Source organism: Arthrobacter sp. PAMC25284 (genome assembly GCF_019443425.1).
Lineage (GTDB): Bacteria > Actinomycetota > Actinomycetes > Actinomycetales > Micrococcaceae > Arthrobacter > Arthrobacter oryzae_A.
Genome location: NZ_CP080382.1, coordinates 2,714,481 through 2,734,383, shown reverse-complemented (window position 1 = coordinate 2,734,383; position 19,903 = coordinate 2,714,481). Strand labels below are relative to the sequence as shown.

Sequence of the window (19,903 nt, the reverse complement as noted above, 5' to 3'; positions counted from 1 at the left end):
ACGCCCCCGGGAAAACGGGAACGCCGGCTGCACAAAATTTGAAACCAGCCAAAAACACCAGACCACACCACGGGGTGGCGGATCCAGCACATTCAACCAATTCAATACAATAAATTGGTATCAACAAACTTGGCACACTATTGAGTTCTCAAACAACAGACACACCCGGCACCACCACAACCTCAACCGTGGATCGCTCCGGAGCAACCTGACAAACTTACCCGAACCCGGCACACTAAGCAAACCGGCATCACACCAATCCACCACCACACCAGGAGGATCCCCACCCGGACACCGGCACGCCACAAAGCGCACCATATTCCAGGCCATTCATCAAAAAAAGGGGGGTGGCCAACCGTCCGTGACCAGCTTTCCAGCAGGCCCCCGACCCGGCGACTCGAACAACTCTACCCACCCACACCCCCCAACGCAAATCCACCCCCCACACACCCCCACCACCCCAAAAACCCCGGAAGATCAAGTAAAAACGCCCCTCGGAGCGGCGACCCCACCGTTCCGAGGGGCGTTCCGACCCGGAAAAACTAGCTGTGCACTACCTCACACACCCGAGGTGTCGGCGTTGACCGGCTCCACCCGGAACGTCAGGGAGAACTCGGCTTTCCGCGGTATCAGGCGGTAAGCGTCGAGGACGCCCGGGCCGCAGGCCGCCGTGCCAACTCCGTTTTGTGCGTGGTCCAGGTAGAGATAGGTCCGGCCGTCCGGGATAAGGTCCGGACGGTGCGTCGCGGCGGCAAGCACGGCTTCGCTGTACGGGCGAACCGTCAGAGCAAACGGTTCCCCGCTGATGGCGAGCCGGCCGGCGTCGAGCTCCAATGCGGCAGTGCGGGTCCCCCGCCGGGCCCCCGCTTCCTGCGGCCGGACGTAGTCGACGTCCATTTCCGCGAGCGGCAATTGATACCAGCCCAGCTTGGTCCCCTGCCCGGTGTCCGGGTAGCTGTGGTGCGGTCCCTGGCCAAACCATTCCGCCGACTGCGTCTCGGCTCCGAGCACGACCTCCAATCCCAGACGCGCCCACGGCAGGGGGGCCGGACGCGTCGGTCCAATCGCCATCCGGCCTGACAGCGGTGCGCAGACTAAGGCTGTGTCCGTCACTGGACCAGGCATAGTCGACGAAAACTCCGAACTGCTTGTCGGCGGCACCCATGCGAGTCCGCACCACAAGTTCTTCGCCACCGTCGGCCGCCGGTGCAGCGGTTATCCCGATCAGGCGGTAATGCATCCGGTTCAGCCCCGCGTCATGCCAGCGCTGCGCATCGGAGCGCGCGACGGGCTGCCATTCCGGGTCGCTCCATTCGGCGCCGAGATCATTGTCCGTCGGCGGCCGCCACAGTGCGAGCCGGACGCCGTGGACGGGCACTCCACCCAACCGGAGCAGTGTGCCGGTGACACGGTCGAAGACTGCCGGACCGAGAGTGAGGGTTTCCGGGCTCTCGGTCACGATGGCGGTGGCGGGGACGCCGGGAGCCACCGGCAGGTTCAGCGCAGCCTGCCCCCATGCCAGTTCGTGGCCGGCCGGAGCCCACAAGGTATCTTCGTCGAGCTCGGCTCTTACGGTGAGTACCGCCGTCGAGTGTCCGGCCTTTTCCACGAGATCAACGGGCAGCGGTACTTGCGTTGACTCTCCCGCCGGAAGCGCTGGAGCGGCGAGGTCGCCGCGTGCCAGCACGGCGCCGTCGGACTCCAGCCGGTAACGGAAGCGCAGGTTGGAGGTATCCGCGAAGTCGAAGCCGTTACGCAGCGACACTCCCGACCAGTCCTCCGCGACCTTGATGGTCAGGGGTTCGATGACCTTCTTGAAGTCCAGCAGCCCCGGCCTGGGTTTGCGGTTTGCGTCGACCAGGCCGTCGGTGACGAAGTTGCCGTCATGGACCTCCTCGCCGAAGTCGCCGCCGTAAAGGAAGAGGTCGTTTCCTGCACCGTCGGTGCCGGTCCCGGTGATGCCATGCTCCACCCATTCCCAGACGAAGCCGCCCATCAGCCGCGGGTAGCGTTCGAACAGCTCCTGGTATTCGCTCATTCCGCCCGGGCCGTTACCCATGGCGTGCACGTATTCACACTGCATAAAAGGCATCGCACGGCGGCGCGCATCCAGTGCGGCATTCTCCAGCGGCGCTTCCTTGCCCTGGCCGATGAGTTCCACTTCAGCGTGGCCGGCGTACATCCGCGAGTACACATCGACGTCGGGGCAGGACCAGTCACCCTCGTAATGGATGGGGCGTGAGGGATCGCGGTCCTTGGCCCAGGTGGACATCGCCGCGAGGTTCTGACCGGTGCCTGCCTCGTTTCCGAGCGACCACATGATCACGGAGGCATGGTTCTTATCCCGTTCCACGGTCCGGCGCATCCGGTCCACCAATGCCTCGCGCCACTGCGGATCATCGCTCGGGTTTTGCGTCCAGCCGGAATTGAAGAATCCGTGCGTCTCGAAGTCGCATTCCAGTACGACGTAGAAACCCAGCCGGTCCGCCAGGGCGGGGAAGCCGGGGTGCGGCGGGTAGTGCGAGGTCCGGATGGCGTTGATGTTGTGCTGCTTCATCAGCAGCATTTCGGCTTCCATCCGCTCCGGGACCACAACGCGGCCGAGCTTGGGATCGTGCTCGTGGCGATTGACGCCGCGCAGCAGGATCCGACGGCCGTTGATCTTGAACTGCGCGTCTTCGATGGTGATGGTCCGAAACCCCAGTTCGACCGAGACGGTTTCCCCGGGGGCGCTGACGGTCGCACTGTAGAGGCGCGGCTCCTCGGCGGACCACGGGTCGATACCGGCGAGCCGGTGCTCGCCCCCTGCCGGCAGTTCCACACCAAGCTCGGGAATGCGTACGACGGCGTCAATCGGCTCGCCGGACCGGCTTGCCCCCACGCGAAGGACGCCCTCGCCGGTGACGTGGTCGAATCCGGCGTGGACGAAGATGTCCTCGATGCCGTCGGCGGGGCGCGCCTGCAGTGAAACGCTGCGGAAGATGCCGGGCAGCCACCACATGTCCTGGTCCTCGAGGTAGCTGGCGGCCGAAAACTGCGCGACCTGAACCGCCAGAACGTTGGCGCCTTCAACGAGGATGCCTGACACGTCAAACTCGTGGGCCAGCCGGCTGCCTCGGGTTGTGCCCAGCCGGGTTCCGTTGAGCCAGACAGTTCCGGCGGAGTCGATGCCGTCGAACCGCAGCAGTGCAAACGTCTGGAACTCCGGGCCGGCTTGGAACTCCAGGACGTGGTCCGCCACGGGGTTTGCGTCAGGTACGTGCGGCGGCTCCAGGGCGAAGGGGTACTGAACATTGGTGTAGGCGGGGCGGCCGTGTCCGTGCATCGACCAGTTCGAGGGCACGTGCAGTTCGGCGAAGCCATGAAGGTCCTGACCCAGCTGCCAGTCGTCGGTGAGAGCGGCGCGCGTGCCTTCGTGCAGGCGGAACTTCCAAATCCCATCCAGCGGCAGCGACGGTGCATCACTCGTGAGGTAGGAGCGGGGCGGCAGGGAGCCCTGGGACGGCAGCGGCGATTCAAGGGCCGCTACCTGCTCTGAGGCGAGGCCCAGCTCCCGGCCGGCAGGCGATTCGTCCGTCGTCAGGGGGCCGCCAAGATCGGCCGGGGGCATTGCGGGCAGTGGTGTGTGGGGCATGGAGTTCCTCAGTCGGAGCGGTTCCGTGACGTGGCGCCTGCGGAGCAATCGGCTGCCTGCGCGGCAAATCGTGAACGTTCACGAATTTGTAGCCATCTTACGGCAGCTCCGGCGTGGTGGATAGGCCCGGGTGTCCGCGAAGACTGCCCGAAGCTCCTACCTGTTCTGGTCCGCGCGCTCAAGGGGACCAAGTTCGCCGGGGACGGAAAGCAGGCTCAGGCGGATTGGCGCAGTACCAGCCGATGCCTGAGCACCAGCTCGGGGGCCGGAACCCCGTCGGGGACGAGCCCGCCCATCAGCTGTTCCAGGAGATCGACGGCGGCCCTGCCCACGTCGCGCAGGTCCAAGGCAAGGGTGGTCAGTTCGGGCGTCAGGAGCTCGCCCAGAGGAATTCCGTCCATCCCGATGACCGCGCAGTCTGCGGGTGCACTGCGTCCCATGTCCGTGAGGGCCTTGAGTGCGCCGGCGGCCATAAGGTCATTGAATACCACGATGCCGTCTGTCTGCGGATTCCGGGCCAAGAGATTTCGCACCGCCCGGCGGGCGGCCTCTGCCGATTCGTCCGCGCTGAAGCACGTAAGCTCCGTTCCGGCCGAGCCGAACAATCCCGCAAACGCAGCACCGCGTACGGTTGGCACCTCACCGGCCTGACGGACGTCCAGGTAAGCAATCTGGCGGCGTCCCGCTGACGCCAGATGATCCAGGGCAAGTTTCGCCGCATGTGCGTAGTCGAAGGAGATGCAGCCGGCGGCTGTGCCCGCGGGCTGATCGAGCACAATCAGGGGTCGCCGGCCAAGGAGAGCCTGCGCGGGCCCGGCATCGCCGCCAAGGTAGCCAATGACAGCGTCGACGTGGGGAGAGAGATTCCGAACGGCCTCCAGCCCGCTGCCGCGGCCGTGCCCGTAGTCGTCCATAACCACATACCAGCCCCGCTGGGTGGCCAGTTCAACAACACTGGAAGCAAACGCCGGGAAATAAGGGTTTGTCAGGTCCGGAATTGCGAGCCCCACGGAAGTCCGTGCACCTTGGACCAGGCCTTTGGCGAACCGGCTGGGTGTATAGCCGAGGTCCTTGGCCAGCCCCAGGATCCGCTCCCTCGTCGCCGGCTTGATTCCCGGCATCGAGTTCATGGCGCGCGTCACGGTTTGCCTGGATACTCCGGCTGCCGCCGCGACGTCCAGGATGGTGGCCGGCTTACTCGGCCTGGGCGCGGAAGGGGACGTCATAGTTGGCAAGTCTAGAGGGTGACGCAGACGCCAGAGTGCGGGGATCTGCGGGTGGGTGCTGCGCGTTCTGGTCGTGTCCGTTGCTTCTGCGGTTGGGGGGTTAAACAGGGAGAGCCTCCAACGTGGTGGTTGGAGGCTCTCGACCTGTTAATGGTTGTCCGGCGGCGTCCTACTCTCCCACACCCTCCCGGGTGCAGTACCATCGGCGCTGTGGGTCTTAGCTTCCGGGTTCGGGATGGGACCGGGCGTTTCCCCCACGCTGTGACCGCCGTAACCTTTTCACCCGTCCCCCGTGCCGTGTGTGTGGCGGTGGGGGTGGGTAGTGTGTGGTTACAACATGTTTTCCCGCCCTGGGGCGGGGGTAGTGTTGTTATTTTGTTGTTGGTTCCGGCAACGAAACCCGTGGCGGGTTTGTTGGTTGGGAACCACATAGTGGACGCAAGCGTATCTTGTTTCTTTACTCTTCCCGTGGTGTGAACGTCTTTTGAATCCGTTCACGGGGAGGAGTGTGTGGTGTAAGTTATCGGCCTATTAGTACCGGTCAGCTTCACGAGTCGTTAGTCCTCGCTTCCACATCCGGCCTATCAACCCAGTGGTCTGGCTGGGGGCCTCTCACACACAAGGTGTATGGAAATCTCATCTCGAAGCGAGCTTCCCGCTTAGATGCTTTCAGCGGTTATCCCATCCGAACGTAGCTAATCAGCGGTGCACTTGGCAGTACAACTGACACACCAGAGGTTCGTCCGTCCCGGTCCTCTCGTACTAAGGACAGCCCTTCTCAAATTTCCTGCGCGCGCAGCGGATAGGGACCGAACTGTCTCACGACGTTCTAAACCCAGCTCGCGTACCGCTTTAATGGGCGAACAGCCCAACCCTTGGGACCTACTCCAGCCCCAGGATGCGACGAGCCGACATCGAGGTGCCAAACCATGCCGTCGATATGGACTCTTGGGCAAGATCAGCCTGTTATCCCCGAGGTACCTTTTATCCGTTGAGCGACGGCCATTCCACAATGTACCGCCGGATCACTAGTCCCGACTTTCGTCCCTGCTTGAGATGTCTCTCTCACAGTCAAGCTCCCTTGTGCACTTACACTCGACACCTGATTGCCAACCAGGCTGAGGGAACCTTTGGGCGCCTCCGTTACTTTTTAGGAGGCAACCGCCCCAGTTAAACTACCCATCAGGCACTGTCCCTGACCCGGATTACGGGCCGAAGTTAGATGTCCAAAGTGACCAGAGTGGTATTTCAACGATGACTCCACCCGAACTGGCGTCCGGGTTTCAACGTCTCCCACCTATCCTACACAAGCCACTCCGAACACCAATACCAAACTATAGTAAAGGTCTCGGGGTCTTTCCGTCCTGCTGCGCGTAACGAGCATCTTTACTCGTACTGCAATTTCGCCGAGTTTATGGTTGAGACAGCGGGGAAGTCGTTACTCCATTCGTGCAGGTCGGAACTTACCCGACAAGGAATTTCGCTACCTTAGGATGGTTATAGTTACCACCGCCGTTTACTGGGGCTTAAATTCTCAGCTTCGCCTTGCGGCTAACCGGTCCTCTTAACCTTCCAGCACCGGGCAGGAGTCAGTCCGTATACATCGTCTTGCGACTTCGCACGGACCTGTGTTTTTAGTAAACAGTCGCTTCCCCCTGGTCTCTGCGGCCCCTGCACGCTCCGGACAGCTAGTGTCCATCACGATGGGGGCCCCCCCTTCTCCCGAAGTTACGGGGGCATTTTGCCGAGTTCCTTAACCATAATTCTCTCGATCGCCTTAGTATTCTCTACCTGATCACCTGTGTCGGTTTGGGGTACGGGCGGCTAAAACCTCGCGTCGATGCTTTTCTTGGCAGCATAGGATCACCGAATCCCCCCTTACGGGAGTCCCATCAGATCTCAGGCATCATGAACGGCGGATTTGCCTACCGTTCGCCCTACATCCTTAGACCGGGACAACCATCGCCCGGCTCGGCTACCTTCCTGCGTCACACCTGTTAATACGCTTGCCTCCCAGGATCAGGTCCCGCGCTCGGCCAAAACCCTCACACCACAAGGGCGATCGGGCAGGTTTCGGGCGGTTAGTATCCCCTGTTCAGCATGGGCGGTTTTTCGCCGGTACGGGAATATCAACCCGTTGTCCATCGACTACGCCTGTCGGCCTCGCCTTAGGTCCCGACTTACCCAGGGCAGATTAGCTTGACCCTGGAACCCTTGATCATTCGGCGGACGGGTTTCTCACCCGTCTTTCGCTACTCATGCCTGCATTCTCACTCGTGTAGGCTCCACCGCTGGTTTACACCGCGACTTCACTGCCCACACGACGCTCCCCTACCACTCCAGACGCCTGAACCAACCCCACAAGGGAGCGGCTTGGCTATTATCTGAAATCCACAACTTCGGCGGTGTACTTGAGCCCCGCTACATTGTCGGCGCGGAATCACTTGACCAGTGAGCTATTACGCACTCTTTTAAGGATGGCTGCTTCTAAGCCAACCTCCTGGTTGTCTTCGCAACTCCACATCCTTTCCCACTTAGCACACGCTTAGGGGCCTTAGTTGGTGGTCTGGGCTGTTTCCCTCTCGACTATGAAGCTTATCCCCCACAGTCTCACTGCTGCGCTCTCACTTACCGGCATTCGGAGTTTGGCTGACGTCAGTAACCTTGTAGGGGCCCATTAGCCATCCAGTAGCTCTACCTCCGGTAAGAAACACGCAACGCTGCACCTAAATGCATTTCGGGGAGAACCAGCTATCACGAAGTTTGATTGGCCTTTCACCCCTACCCACAGCTCATCCCCTCCATTTTCAACTGAAGTGGGTTCGGTCCTCCACGACGTCTTACCGTCGCTTCAACCTGGCCATGGGTAGATCACTTCGCTTCGGGTCTAGATCACGCCACTGCAACGCCCTATTCAGACTCGCTTTCGCTACGGCTTCCCCACACGGGTTAACCTCGCGACGTAACACTAACTCGCAGGCTCATTCTTCAAAAGGCACGCCGTCACAGTAACTAAGACTGCTCCGACGGATTGTAAGCACACGGTTTCAGGTACTGTTTCACTCCCCTCCCGGGGTACTTTTCACCTTTCCCTCACGGTACTGGTCCGCTATCGGTCATTAGGGAGTATTTAGGCTTATCAGGTGGTCCTGACAGATTCACACGGGATTTCTCGGGCCCCGTGCTACTTGGGATACTCTCCAGGCGGTGCACAACATTTCGGTTACGGGGCTCACACCCTCTACGGCCGGCCTTTCAAGACCGTTCACCTATGTCCACACTCTCACCTTCCCAGCCCGGCAGAGCTGGAACGGAAAGTCCCACAACCCCGACCATGCAACGCCCGCCGGCTATCACACATGGAACGGTTTAGCCTGATCCGCGTTCGCTCGCCACTACTGACGGAATCACTATTGTTTTCTCTTCCTGCGGGTACTGAGATGTTTCACTTCCCCGCGTTCCCTCCACGCACCCTATGTGTTCAGATGCGGGTCACCAGATCACTCGCGTCCCTGGCGGGGTTTCCCCATTCGGACACCCTGGGATCACAGTCCGGTTATCGACTCCCCCAGGCTTATCGCAGATTCCTACGTCCTTCTTCGGCTCCTAATGCCAAGGCATCCACCGTGTGCTCTTAAAAACTTGACCACAAAAGATCAATAAAACGCTATTTTCGAGAGAACCACGAAAACCACCCCAAACACCCCGAAAGGCGCCCGGGACAGATCCAGGTTCATATTCTTGGAAATTGCTTCTTATAAAAGATGCTCGCGTCCACTATGTAGTTCTCAAACAACAACCCCGTACCACACACCCCACACACACAAACGTGCATCATCGGTGCAGCCAGGAAACCAGAAACACAAGTCCCGGACCCCGCAGCCGGCCCGCCCCTCCCCCGAAGGAAAAGAACACACCCGCCACAACATCCGGTCCTGTTGTCTCAGGACCCAACAGTGTGCCAAACACGAAACCACCCATCCATGAGCCGCACCGTTCCAGGCCGGACCCTCCCCAAAGGAAGAGACCCGCCGTACTGGGTGCCGCAGACAAACACGCGGCCGCTACTTGTTGATATTCCACCCGTGAGCACCCGCCGCAGAACTAGCGTCTGCGCAACGGGCATATACTCCTGACAACCCCGCCACACCCACATACATGAGGCACGGTGATTGTAGGTGCTCCTTAGAAAGGAGGTGATCCAGCCGCACCTTCCGGTACGGCTACCTTGTTACGACTTAGTCCCAATCGCCAGTCCCACCTTCGACAGCTCCCTCCCACAAGGGGTTAGGCCACCGGCTTCGGGTGTTACCAACTTTCGTGACTTGACGGGCGGTGTGTACAAGGCCCGGGAACGTATTCACCGCAGCGTTGCTGATCTGCGATTACTAGCGACTCCGACTTCATGGGGTCGAGTTGCAGACCCCAATCCGAACTGAGACCGGCTTTTTGGGATTAGCTCCACCTCACAGTATCGCAACCCTTTGTACCGGCCATTGTAGCATGCGTGAAGCCCAAGACATAAGGGGCATGATGATTTGACGTCGTCCCCACCTTCCTCCGAGTTGACCCCGGCAGTCTCCCATGAGTCCCCGCCATTACGCGCTGGCAACATGGAACGAGGGTTGCGCTCGTTGCGGGACTTAACCCAACATCTCACGACACGAGCTGACGACAACCATGCACCACCTGTGAACCGGCCCCAAAGGGGAAGGACTGTTTCCAGCCCGGTCCGGTCCATGTCAAGCCTTGGTAAGGTTCTTCGCGTTGCATCGAATTAATCCGCATGCTCCGCCGCTTGTGCGGGCCCCCGTCAATTCCTTTGAGTTTTAGCCTTGCGGCCGTACTCCCCAGGCGGGGCACTTAATGCGTTAGCTACGGCGCGGAAAACGTGGAATGTCCCCCACACCTAGTGCCCAACGTTTACGGCATGGACTACCAGGGTATCTAATCCTGTTCGCTCCCCATGCTTTCGCTCCTCAGCGTCAGTTAATGCCCAGAGACCTGCCTTCGCCATCGGTGTTCCTCCTGATATCTGCGCATTTCACCGCTACACCAGGAATTCCAGTCTCCCCTACATCACTCTAGTCTGCCCGTACCCACCGCAGATCCGGAGTTGAGCCCCGGACTTTCACGGCAGACGCGACAAACCGCCTACGAGCTCTTTACGCCCAATAATTCCGGATAACGCTTGCGCCCTACGTATTACCGCGGCTGCTGGCACGTAGTTAGCCGGCGCTTCTTCTGCAGGTACCGTCACTTTCGCTTCTTCCCTACTGAAAGAGGTTTACAACCCGAAGGCCGTCATCCCTCACGCGGCGTCGCTGCATCAGGCTTGCGCCCATTGTGCAATATTCCCCACTGCTGCCTCCCGTAGGAGTCTGGGCCGTGTCTCAGTCCCAGTGTGGCCGGTCACCCTCTCAGGCCGGCTACCCGTCGTCGCCTTGGTGAGCCATTACCTCACCAACAAGCTGATAGGCCGCGAGTCCATCCAAAACCACAATAAAGCTTTCCACCCCCCACCATGCGATGAGGAGTCATATCCGGTATTAGACCCAGTTTCCCAGGCTTATCCCAGAGTTAAGGGCAGGTTACTCACGTGTTACTCACCCGTTCGCCACTAATCCCCCCAGCAAGCTGGAGATCATCGTTCGACTTGCATGTGTTAAGCACGCCGCCAGCGTTCATCCTGAGCCAGGATCAAACTCTCCGTTGAAGTAAAACAAAAACAGACACAACCACACGCCCCCGGGAAAACGGGAACGCCGGCTGCACAAAATTTGAAACCAGCCAAAAACACCAGACCACACCACGGGGTGGCGGATCCAGCACATTCAACCAATTCAATACAATAAATTGGTATCAACAAACTTGGCACACTATTGAGTTCTCAAACAACAGACACACCCGGCACCACCACAACCTCAACCGTGGATCGCTCCGGAGCAACCTGACAAACTTACCCGAACCCGGCACACTAAGCAAACCGGCATCACACCAATCCACCACCACACCAGGAGGATCCCCACCCGGACACCGGCACGCCACAAAGCGCACCATATTCCAGGCCATTCATCAAAAAAAGGGGGGTGGCCAACCGTCCGTGACCAGCTTTCCAGCAGGCCCCCGACCCGGCGACTCGAACAACTCTACCCACCCACACCCCCCAACGCAAATCCACCCCCCACACACCCCCACCACCCCAAAAACCCCGGAACGGCGGGCCTGCAGCGCGTTGGGGCTCGCCATTTCGGGGAAATGGCGCTAATTTACTGGCTGTGTGGTGCGTCACCGTCCGCCTTGATCCGACGGCGCGCTTCCCCGGGTGTGCCACCTCAGTTCTGCAACTGCATCGGTCCTGGTGGCTACCGCATCCCGCCTAACCACATCCGGCTTATCCGCATCCGACTTAAACGCAGGAAGGGCCGGCAACCATTGGTTGCCGGCCCTTCCTAAGCCGCTGGTTTCAGGGGTACTGAATTACCAGGAAGACTTCGTGATGCCCGGGAGCTCACCGCGGTGAGCCATGTCGCGGAAGCGAACACGGGAGATACCGAACTTCTGGAAGGTACCGCGCGGGCGGCCATCGATGATGTCGCGGTTGCGCAGGCGTACCGGCGAGGCGTTGCGGGGCAGCTTCTGCAGGCCGAGGCGTGCGGCTTCGCGTGCTTCATCTGTGGAGTTGGGGTCAACCAGAGCCTTCTTCAGCTCGAGGCGCTTTGCAGCGTAACGCTCAACGATGACTTTACGCTGTTCGTTCTTAGCGATCATTGACTTCTTAGCCATGTGTTTAGCGCTCCTCTCGGAATTCGACGTGCTGACGGATTTTGGGATCGTACTTCTTCAGAACCATGCGGTCCGGGTCGTTACGACGGTTCTTGCGCGTCACGTAGGTGTAACCCGTGCCCGCGGTCGACTTGAGCTTGATGATCGGACGTACGTCCTTGTCCTTTGCCACTAGAGCTTCACTCCTCGTGCCAGGATGGCGGCTACGACTACGTCGATGCCACGCACGTCGATGGTCTTGATGCCACGCGCAGAGACCTGCAGCGTGACGTTACGGCGCAGGGACGGAACCCAGTAGCGCTTCTTCTGAATATTCGGGTCGAACCGACGCTTGTTGCGACGGTGCGAGTGCGAAATGCTGTGTCCAAAGCCCGGCTCGGCTCCGGTCACCTGGCAGTGTGCTGCCATGACGACTCTCCTATGAATTGAATGTAATGACCCCGCAAATTTGCTGCAGAACCATGCGCTAAGAACGACCCGATGTGATGGGAGTGAGCGTGGAATCGCGCAACTTGAGCCCCTAACTACCGGCTTCCCCGGACAAAAATCCAGGCCACCGGAGCAATTGCGCACGCTCCGCGCACTTAGCGCCTCCCAAGTCTACGAGATCCACGAATTAAAGGCGAATCAAGCCGGGAACGGTGTATAAGGGGTCGCCCTGGCGGCGAACCATCGACAGGCGGAAGGTCACACCAAAGCCGCAGCCGGTTCACAGCAAAATAATAGAGGAACGGCGGATTCTGGAACCATGAATCCACAGCTTTCCGCGGCCCCACCCCAGGGTTTCCGCCCGCCCCGCGGCGCCGTGAATCTCTTCAATGGCCAACATCGACGCCGGATGCTAAGGACCGACCTCTTGGCGGTCCTGTTCTGGGTGTCCCTGGCCGGTGCCGTGGCGTTGTGGCTGGCCGACGGCGGGGCGTCCGGACGGACTGTTCAGCACGGTCGCGCGCAGCCGCGGCCGTGTGGTCATGATCGGCGCAGGAATTGGCATTACCCCGGTCCGGGCCCTGCTTGAAAGCACGCCGTTCCAGCCAGGCAATGCCACCGTCATCCTCCGCGGTCACAGCGACTCCGAGCTCTACCTGGGCGAGGAAATCCTGGAGCTCTGCCGGCAGCGCGGTGCAACTCTTTTCCACCTGACCGGCTCCCGCCCTCCGGGCGCCCGGACCTGGCTTCCGGAGAGCGCCGTCCGTGCCGGTCACCGGCTGGCCAGCTACGTGCCGGCTGTTGCTGACGCCGACGACTACGTTTGCGGTCCGTCCAGGTGTCGGTCGCGGCGGCGGACATTGTCACGGCCGATGTGCTGGCGACGGCGATCGTAGCCGGCGGGTCGCCGATGCTGGACCTTGCAGCCGAGGGGTGGGATATCGATGTCCTCGCCGTCCGCAGCGACGGTGAAGTGCTTGCGACACCCGGTTTCCGGGCCCGGCTCCGCTAGTCCGGTCACCCGTGAGCGGAAAGGGCAAACGCCACCCAGGCGTTAGACCGCGGTGCTGGCGCGCATAACGAGCCGTGCGGGGAAGATCACCGGATCCCGATTGGAGCGTGTGTCCTCGATATCAGCAAGGAGGAGCCGTCCCGCTTTCGTGGCCGTTTCCACCATCGGCTGGTTGATGGTGGTCAGCGGCAGTTCGCCGGGAGCCGTCAGATGGTTGTCGAAGCCGACGACGCCGACGTCCTCCGGGACCGAGCGTCCGCTGGCCTGCAGGGCCATGATCACGCCCCGTGCCATGATGTCGGAGGCAGCGAAGATGCCGTCCAGTCCTTCGTCCTCGGCGAGCAAAAGCGCGGCTGCCTCGGCGCCGCCCGGTGTGGTGAAGTCGCCTTCAGCCACTGGTCCTGGCGGCAGTCCGGCTTCCCGGAGGCCGGTATTCCAGCCCGCGAGCCGGTCGACGGCGGCCGTCATGTCCAGTGGTCCGGTCACTGTTCCGAGCCGGGTCCGCCCTGTTGCGGCAAGGTGCAGCGCGGCAAGCCGGCCGCCCTCAAAGCTGTCCACGTCCACGTAGTGGATGCCGAGGCCGGTGTCCCAGGGCCGGCCGATGAACACCGTCGGCAGCCCCGAGGCCGCCAGGTCCTCGGTCCAGCCGTCCGCTTTGTGGTGGGAGACTACTATCGCCCCGTCGACGTGCCCGCCGCGCAGATAGCGGACTGTCCGGGAGGCGTCACCGCCGGCCCGGGACATCAGCAGGACAAGCTGCATCTCAGTCTCGCGCAATGCCTCGGTCACCCCGGTAATGACGGCTGCGAAAAACGGGTCCATCATGACGCGGGCATCGGGTTCGTTGATCACGAGCGCGATCGAGGAGGTACGCCGGGTGACGAGACTGCGGGCTGCCCGGTTTGGGGTATAGCCCAAGGACACGACGGCGGCATCGACGGCCGCCTGGGCCTCCGGGCTCACCCGGGAACCACCATTGATGGCCCGCGAGGCGGTGGAGCGTGACACTCCAGCCGCCGTCGCGAGGTCTTCAAGGGTTGGGCTGGGCCGCACAGGCACGGACCGGTGGATCTTTTCGCTCATTACACCGAGAATACGACATCCCCGGTTGCTCCGGCCGCAGGTTCCGCTGTTCGCCCGGGAACGGCGTTCGACGCCGCTACCTTGGCGTACCACAGCCCGCTCGCCTTCGGGATGCGTTCCTGGGTCTCGTAGTTCACCCGGACCAGGCCAAAGCGCTGGTGGTAGCCGAAGGACCACTCGAAGTTATCCAGCAGCGACCACGCGAGGTAACCGCGGACGTCGGCACCGTCGTCGATCGCGTCCCGGACGGCGCGCAGGTGCGCATCGAAGAAGCCGAGCCGGTCCTGGTCGTCCACAAACCCGTCGGCGTCCGCGACGTCCGGGTAGGCCGCTCCGTTTTCCGTGATGTAGATCGGGATGCCGGCCGGGCCGGTGTACTCGTCCTGCAGCCGGTTCAGCAGCCGGCGCAGTCCCTCGGGCTGGACTTCCCAGCCCATGCCGGTCACCGGCAACCCGCGCGGCAGCGACCGTGCGCCGTCGGCGGCGACAAACGGTGAGGCCTCCGGCCGGCCGGCCGAATCGTGGGCGGCCTGCGCCGTCGTCGTCACGGTCTCCGGCTGTGCCGTTTCTTCAGCGGCCGCGGGGGCCTTGGTCAGCGACTCTCCGTGATAGTAGTTCACGCCCAGCAGGTCCAGGGGCGCGGCGATCGCGGCCAGGTCGCCGTCGTGAACCACCGTGTCGAGGCCCAAGCCGGCAACGTCCGCGAGCAGGTCCGCCGGGTAGGCGCCGCGGAACAGCGGATCGAGGAAGATCCGGTTGAACTGGCCGTCGATCCGGCGGGCGGCGTCGCGGTCGCCTTCGGATTCCAGGTCCGCAGGGTCCGGCACGGTGAGGTTCAGGGTGATGCCCAGGGTTGCTTCCGGGTCGCGGCGGCGCAGTTCGGCGACGGCGAGTCCGTGTCCCAGCAGGAGGTGGTGCGCGGCCGCGAGGGCGGCTGCGGGTTCCTGCCGGCCGGGGGCGTGGATCCCGGCGGCGTAGCCGAGGAATGCCGCGCACCAGGGCTCATTCAGGGTGGTCCAGATCCGGACCCGGTCGCCGAGGGCCTCGTGCATCACAGCGGCGTAGGCGGCGAACAGTTCGGCTGTCTCGCGGTTGGCCCAACCTCCCTCGTCCTCCAACGCCTGTGGCAGGTCCCAGTGGTAGAGCGTCAGCCAAGGCGTGATGCCGGCGGCCAGCAGTTCATCGACCAGCTGGGAGTAGAAAGCGATCCCTTCCGGGTTCGGGGTCCTGCCGTCGGGCATGCAGCGGGCCCACGAGGTCGAGAACCGGTAGGCCTTGAGGTTCATCGACTTCATCAGGGCGACGTCCTGGCTCGACCGGTGGTAGTGGTCGCAGGCCACATCGCCGTTGTGCGCATCGGCCACGGCGCCCGGAACCCGGGCGAAGGTGTCCCAAATGGAATCCTTCCTGCCGCCGGTGTGGGCTGCGCCTTCGATCTGGTAGGCGGCCGTGGCTGCGCCCCAAAGGAATCCTTCGGGAAAGGCTAGCGGGGTGGTACTCATCCTTTGACTGCTCCTTGCATAATTCCTGAAACGAGTTGACGGCCGGCCACGATGAAAAGCAGCAGCAGCGGGATGGTGGCCAGGACCGCGCCGGCCAGGACCACCGAGTAGTCCACAAAGTGTGCAGCCTGAAGCAGCTGCAGCGCTACCGGCAATGTGGGATTCGAGGGATCCAGGACGATAAACGGCCAGAAGAAGTTGGTCCAGGTGGCGACGAAGGTGAACAGCCCCAGCATCGACGCTGCCGGCCGGGCCGCGGGGAAGCCGATGTACCAGAAGGCCTGGATCATGGACGCGCCGTCCATCCGCACTGCTTCAATCAGTTCATCGGGCAGTGCATCGCGCAGGTACTGCGTCATCCAGAACACGCCGAAGGCGGTCACAACGCCGGGGATGATGACGGCCCACAACGAGCCGGTCCAGCCCAGCTTGGCCATCAGGATAAACAGCGGGACCACGCCGAGCTGGGTGGGCACCGCCATCGTGGCGATGACGAAGACCAACAGCCATTTGCTCCCGCGGAAGCGCAGCTTCGCGAACGCGAACCCGGCGAGGGTGGAAAAGATCACGACGGAGGCGGAGGTGACCGTGGAGACGATGAGACTGTTGCCCATCGCCTTCCAGAACGGAACGCTGTCGAAGACCTTCGCGGCGTTGGCCAGGAAGTTTCCACCCGGCAGGAGCGGGATGCCCCGGCTCAGCGCGGTGCTGTCGTGGCTGCCCACGAGGAAGGACCAATAGAGCGGGAAGACCGCGCCGAGCAGGACCGAACCAAGGATGCCGTAGGTCAGCACACCGGGGCGGCGCATGCCGCCGTCCATGCCGCCGCGCTTCTTAAGCGGCCGGCCACCCGGCCGGTCCGGCTGGCGTGCGGCGGCACGGGCTGCGCCCTTTCCGGCGCTCTGTCGGATCATGGGGATGGAGCTCATTTGCGGCCTCCCTGGCTGGCAATGCGCCGGGTGATAAGGAAGTTGGCGAGTGCGATCAGCACAATCATCAGGAACAACAGCCAGGCCACTGCGGAAGCCCTGCCGAAGTTCCGCTGGCCCCAGCCGAGCTCCCAGATGTACATGGTAAGCGTCTGCCACTGCCGGTCGGCGCCGCCGAGTCCGGACTGGTCGAAGACTCGCGGCTCGTCGAAGATCTGCAGGCCGCCGATCGTGGACGTAATCGCCACGAAGATCACCGTGGGACGGAGCATCGGCACCGTCACTGAGAGGAACTGGCGGAGCCGGCCGGCGCCGTCAATGGTGGCCGCTTCGAAGACATCCCGCGGGATGGCCTGCATCGCGGCGAGAAAAATGAGGGCGTTGTAGCCGGTCCAGCGGAAGTTCACCATCGTGGCAATCGCCAGGTGGCTGGCCAGCTGGTCGGAATGCCACCGGACCGGGTCAATGCCGACGAAGGCCAACATGTTATTGACGAGACCAAACTGGTCCGCAAACATGTTGTTGAAAATCAAGCCCACCGCCACGGGAGCGACGACGAACGGCACCAGGACGCCCATCCGCCAGAAGGTCTTGGCGCGCAGGTTGGCGTCCAGTACCGCTGCAATCAGCAGGGCCAGCACCACCTGTGGCACGGAGGAGAGCAGGAAGATGCTCAGCGTGTTTCCGACGGCGTTCCAAAAGTACGGCTGCGAAAGCACAAAGCCGAAGTTTTCCACTCCGATGAACTTGCCCTGGCCACCGATCAGGTTCCAGTTGTGCAAGGACACCCAACCCGTGTAGAGCAGCGGAAACAGCCCAGTGATGGCAAACAGCAGAAAGAACGGCGAGATGTAAAGGTAGGGCGAGAACTTCACGTCCCACCGCGAGAGCTGCTGAGACAGCGCAATCCGCCGGATCTTCTTGCTGTCAGTGCTTGATTTGTCAGTGCTTGATTCGTCAGTATTTGGGCTTTGTGGCCTGACCCGGTCCGTTACAGCCATGACTTACAGGGACTTCACTGCGGTGACGAACTTCTCCCAGGAGGAAGCGGCGTCGTCAGACTTGTCCACGTCCACGCGGGTGAGGGCCTGCTGCATGGCGTCATTGATGGGGAAGAACTTCGATCCCTTGAACGGGGTGGCGCCCACGGCCTTGGCGCGCTCGGCGAAGATTTCACCCGTGGGTGCGTCGTTGAAGAACGCGTTGGTCTGGCTGAGCAGGGTCTCGCTGGTCAGGGCCTCGACCTGGCTCGGGAAGGTGCCCTTTGCGGTGAAGGCCTTGACCTGCTGCTCCGGTGCGGTCAGCCAGGCGGCGAGCTTCTTGGCCTCTGCCTGGTGCTTGCCCTGCTCAGGAACGGTCAGGTACGAACCGCCCCAGTTCCCGCCGCCGCCGGGGAAGACGTTGGCGACGTCCCAGCCCGTAACGCCGGCAGCATTGCCTTCAATGACACCGAGCATCCAGCCCGGGCAGAGCGTGGTGGCAAACTTTTGGGACTGGAAGCCGGCCTGCCAGTCGCTGCTCCACTGGGTCAGGTGGGCTGAGAGGTTGTCCTGGGTGGAGGCTTCCAGGACCTGGTTGTAGACGTCTTTCACGGCGGGGTTTTCCGTGGCGATGACGGTGCCGTCTTCTTTCTCGTAGGCCTTCTCGAGCTGGTTGCTCATGCCCTGGTAGATGGCTCCGGCGGAGTCGAACCAGGCCGCGCCCGTTCCGGCGGCGACGAACTTCCTGCCGGCGTCGAAGTAGCTGTCCCAGGTGCTGCCGACCATCTTGGCGACGGACTCGCGGTCCGCGGGCAGCCCGGCGGCTTTGAGCAGTTCTGAGTTGTAGCAGACCGCCTCGGGGCCGGAGTCGGTGCCGTAGCCGATGAGCTTGCCGTCCATAGTGGTGGCTGCTTCGGTCTTCCAGTCGAGCCAGCGGCCTTCGACGGCGGGGTCCTTCAGGTCAGCGAATTGCTCCGGAAACTCCTTGAGTTCGGCCAGCCAGTCCACTTCGATGCCTTCGATGTCGGATAGGCCGGACCCGGCGGCCAGGCGCGTGGTGAGGTTGTCGCGCGCCTCGTTGGTGGTGGCGGCCTTCTTGTGCTGGATCGTGACGTTGGGGTTGAGGTTTTCGTATTCCTTGAGCAGGTCCTCGTAACCGAATTCGTTGAACGTCGCGATGGACAGGGTTACGGGTTCTTTGCCGGTTTCACCGGCGGCGCCGGATCCCTTCGGAGCCTCGGCTCCGCAGCCGCTGAGGGTCAGGGCCAGGCAGGCTGCCGCGGCGGAGAGGGCGGCTAGCTTACGGGGGTTTTTCACGTGGGGGACTCCTTCGTCATGGCGGATGCATGGGAGCGCTCCCACACTCAAACTTTGGCCTTTTTGCGCCCTTCCGAACGCGGTTTGCGTCTGGAATGAATGGTGTGGGAGCGCTCTCACATCCATAGTGGGGGACATCACATCAGATGTCAAGGCCGGCGGTAGGGCCGACTCCGTCAGAGGTGGGTGAGCCCGCTGTAGCGCGGCAGGAGGCCATCGCCGGAGGACCTGCCCGTGACGCGCCGGACAACCCAGGGCCCCGCGAATTCGCGCACCCAGCGGGCGTTGGCACGGATCGCCTCAGTCCGGCTCAACTCCGGGACTGGTGTCATGGGCGGGATGTCGATTGAGTGGTCGTGTTCCAGGACAGTGAGTACCCGCTTGGCCATGTTCGCGTGACCCGCGGCGGACATATGCATCCGGTCCGTAGCCCACATGCCCCAGTCGTAGTACTCACTGAAGCGCCAGTAGTCCACCAGCAGCACCCCGTGGTCCCCCGCAATGCCGCGGACCAGTTCGTTGTAGATCGCGGTGCGGCCCCGCATGGTGCTGAAGACCTTGGATCCACGGGCGTCGAAGCCGGTGAACATCATCACGGTGGCGCCGGTGGCCTTGAGCTTACGGATGCCGGAGTCGTAGTCCACCAACAGGTTGTCGATATCCACCTTAGGCCGCATGATGTCGTTGGCGCCGGCATAGATGGTCACCAGCGTGGGGTTCAGGGCGATGGCGGCGTCGACCTGTTCGGCCATGATCTGGCGGAGTTTACGTCCACGGATCGCGAGGTTGGCGTAGCCAAAGGACGGGTTGGCCGCGCCGAGCTGCTCGGCAACGCGGTCCGCCCAGCCGCGGACTCCGTTGGGGCGGGCAGGATCATCATCGCCGACCCCTTCCGTGAAGGAGTCTCCCAGTGCGACATAGCGGGACGTGAATTCCATAGGTCCCAGTGTGCCAGCAGTTGCCGCGGGCAACCAAGCGCCGGGCGCAGCCGCGGGGCATGTCCGG

General features: G+C 62.3%; 12 protein-coding genes, 3 rRNA genes and 2 pseudogenes. 2 read left to right on the top strand and 15 right to left on the bottom strand.

From position 1 onward, the window contains the following. Positions 1–558 precede the first annotated feature (558 nt). From KY499_RS18295 to rpmB, 9 genes and pseudogenes are all read right to left on the bottom strand, one after another. On the bottom strand, positions 559–1,071 hold the full coding sequence (locus KY499_RS18295) for a hypothetical protein (protein ID WP_258191098.1): 513 nt from the start codon (positions 1,069–1,071) through the stop codon (positions 559–561). A gap of 487 nt (positions 1,072–1,558) precedes the next feature. Next, a pseudogene (locus tag KY499_RS12660) lies at positions 1,559–3,610 on the bottom strand (glycoside hydrolase family 2 TIM barrel-domain containing protein); the annotation flags it as partial. Positions 3,611–3,849: 239 nt separating this feature from the next. After that, complete coding sequence (locus KY499_RS12655) at positions 3,850–4,860, bottom strand: LacI family DNA-binding transcriptional regulator (RefSeq protein ID WP_219885522.1); 1,011 nt, start codon at positions 4,858–4,860, stop codon at positions 3,850–3,852. Positions 4,861–5,016: 156 nt separating this feature from the next. Then, positions 5,017–5,133 (bottom strand): 5S ribosomal RNA (gene rrf, locus KY499_RS12650). A 237-nt stretch (positions 5,134–5,370) separates the two neighbouring features. Beyond that, positions 5,371–8,508 (bottom strand): 23S ribosomal RNA (locus KY499_RS12645). 541 nt (positions 8,509–9,049) lie between these two features. Then, positions 9,050–10,576 (bottom strand): 16S ribosomal RNA (locus KY499_RS12640). Together the 16S, 23S and 5S rRNA genes form the textbook arrangement of a ribosomal RNA operon. A 764-nt stretch (positions 10,577–11,340) precedes the next feature. After that, positions 11,341–11,646 carry a 30S ribosomal protein S14 gene (gene rpsN, locus KY499_RS12635; RefSeq protein WP_043485315.1) on the bottom strand — a complete coding sequence of 102 codons (306 nt, stop codon included), beginning with the start codon at positions 11,644–11,646 and terminating at the stop codon, positions 11,341–11,343. Positions 11,647–11,650: 4 nt separating this feature from the next. After that, complete coding sequence (gene rpmG, locus KY499_RS12630; protein ID WP_013602737.1) at positions 11,651–11,818, bottom strand: 50S ribosomal protein L33; 168 nt, start codon at positions 11,816–11,818, stop codon at positions 11,651–11,653. Further along, the gene (rpmB, locus tag KY499_RS12625) at positions 11,818–12,054 is read right to left on the bottom strand and encodes a 50S ribosomal protein L28 (protein WP_011693744.1); all 237 of its coding nucleotides are present in this window, start codon (positions 12,052–12,054) and stop codon (positions 11,818–11,820) included. The genes rpmG and rpmB overlap by 1 nt, the downstream gene beginning before the upstream one ends. A gap of 563 nt (positions 12,055–12,617) precedes the next feature. On the opposite strand from rpmB, the gene KY499_RS12620 reads away from it, so the two are divergent. Beyond that, entirely contained in the window at positions 12,618–12,971 is a 354-nt protein-coding gene (locus KY499_RS12620; RefSeq protein ID WP_308813043.1) for a hypothetical protein, read from the top strand. Further along, positions 12,908–13,087: pseudogene (locus KY499_RS12615) on the top strand (FAD:protein FMN transferase); the annotation flags it as partial. The gene KY499_RS12620 and the pseudogene KY499_RS12615, both read left to right, overlap by 64 nt. Positions 13,088–13,129: 42 nt before the next feature. On the opposite strand, the gene KY499_RS12610 reads toward KY499_RS12615, so the two are convergent. The 6 genes from KY499_RS12610 to KY499_RS12585 form a co-directional block, all read right to left on the bottom strand. After that, on the bottom strand, positions 13,130–14,170 hold the full coding sequence (locus KY499_RS12610) for a LacI family DNA-binding transcriptional regulator (protein WP_123253804.1): 1,041 nt from the start codon (positions 14,168–14,170) through the stop codon (positions 13,130–13,132). Continuing rightward, the gene (locus KY499_RS12605) at positions 14,170–15,672 is read right to left on the bottom strand and encodes a glycoside hydrolase family 1 protein (protein WP_123253805.1); all 1,503 of its coding nucleotides are present in this window, start codon (positions 15,670–15,672) and stop codon (positions 14,170–14,172) included. The genes KY499_RS12610 and KY499_RS12605 overlap by 1 nt, the downstream gene beginning before the upstream one ends. After that, complete coding sequence (locus tag KY499_RS12600; protein ID WP_219885521.1) at positions 15,669–16,601, bottom strand: carbohydrate ABC transporter permease; 933 nt, start codon at positions 16,599–16,601, stop codon at positions 15,669–15,671. The genes KY499_RS12605 and KY499_RS12600 overlap by 4 nt, the downstream gene beginning before the upstream one ends. Then, on the bottom strand, positions 16,598–17,602 hold the full coding sequence (locus KY499_RS12595; RefSeq protein ID WP_123253807.1) for a carbohydrate ABC transporter permease: 1,005 nt from the start codon (positions 17,600–17,602) through the stop codon (positions 16,598–16,600). Before KY499_RS12595 ends, KY499_RS12600 begins: the two co-directional genes overlap by 4 nt. Positions 17,603–17,605: 3 nt before the next feature. Then, on the bottom strand, positions 17,606–18,898 hold the full coding sequence (locus KY499_RS12590) for an extracellular solute-binding protein (RefSeq protein WP_123253808.1): 1,293 nt from the start codon (positions 18,896–18,898) through the stop codon (positions 17,606–17,608). Between the two features lie 176 nt (positions 18,899–19,074). Then, on the bottom strand, positions 19,075–19,836 hold the full coding sequence (locus KY499_RS12585) for an SGNH/GDSL hydrolase family protein (protein WP_219885520.1): 762 nt from the start codon (positions 19,834–19,836) through the stop codon (positions 19,075–19,077). Between the last annotated feature and the right edge of the window lie 67 nt (positions 19,837–19,903).

Coding starts and splice junctions, on each gene's coding strand:
- KY499_RS18295 (WP_258191098.1), bottom strand. CDS start 1,071: ATGGCGATTGGACCGACGCGTCCGGCCCCCCTGCCGTGGGCGCGTCTG.
- KY499_RS12655 (WP_219885522.1), bottom strand. CDS start 4,860: ATGACGTCCCCTTCCGCGCCCAGGCCGAGTAAGCCGGCCACCATCCTG.
- rpsN (WP_043485315.1), bottom strand. CDS start 11,646: ATGGCTAAGAAGTCAATGATCGCTAAGAACGAACAGCGTAAAGTCATC.
- rpmB (WP_011693744.1), bottom strand. CDS start 12,054: ATGGCAGCACACTGCCAGGTGACCGGAGCCGAGCCGGGCTTTGGACAC.
- KY499_RS12620 (WP_308813043.1), top strand. CDS start 12,618: ATGATCGGCGCAGGAATTGGCATTACCCCGGTCCGGGCCCTGCTTGAA.
- KY499_RS12610 (WP_123253804.1), bottom strand. CDS start 14,170: ATGAGCGAAAAGATCCACCGGTCCGTGCCTGTGCGGCCCAGCCCAACC.
- KY499_RS12605 (WP_123253805.1), bottom strand. CDS start 15,672: ATGAGTACCACCCCGCTAGCCTTTCCCGAAGGATTCCTTTGGGGCGCA.
- KY499_RS12600 (WP_219885521.1), bottom strand. CDS start 16,601: ATGAGCTCCATCCCCATGATCCGACAGAGCGCCGGAAAGGGCGCAGCC.
- KY499_RS12595 (WP_123253807.1), bottom strand. CDS start 17,602: ATGGCTGTAACGGACCGGGTCAGGCCACAAAGCCCAAATACTGACGAA.
- KY499_RS12585 (WP_219885520.1), bottom strand. CDS start 19,836: ATGGAATTCACGTCCCGCTATGTCGCACTGGGAGACTCCTTCACGGAA.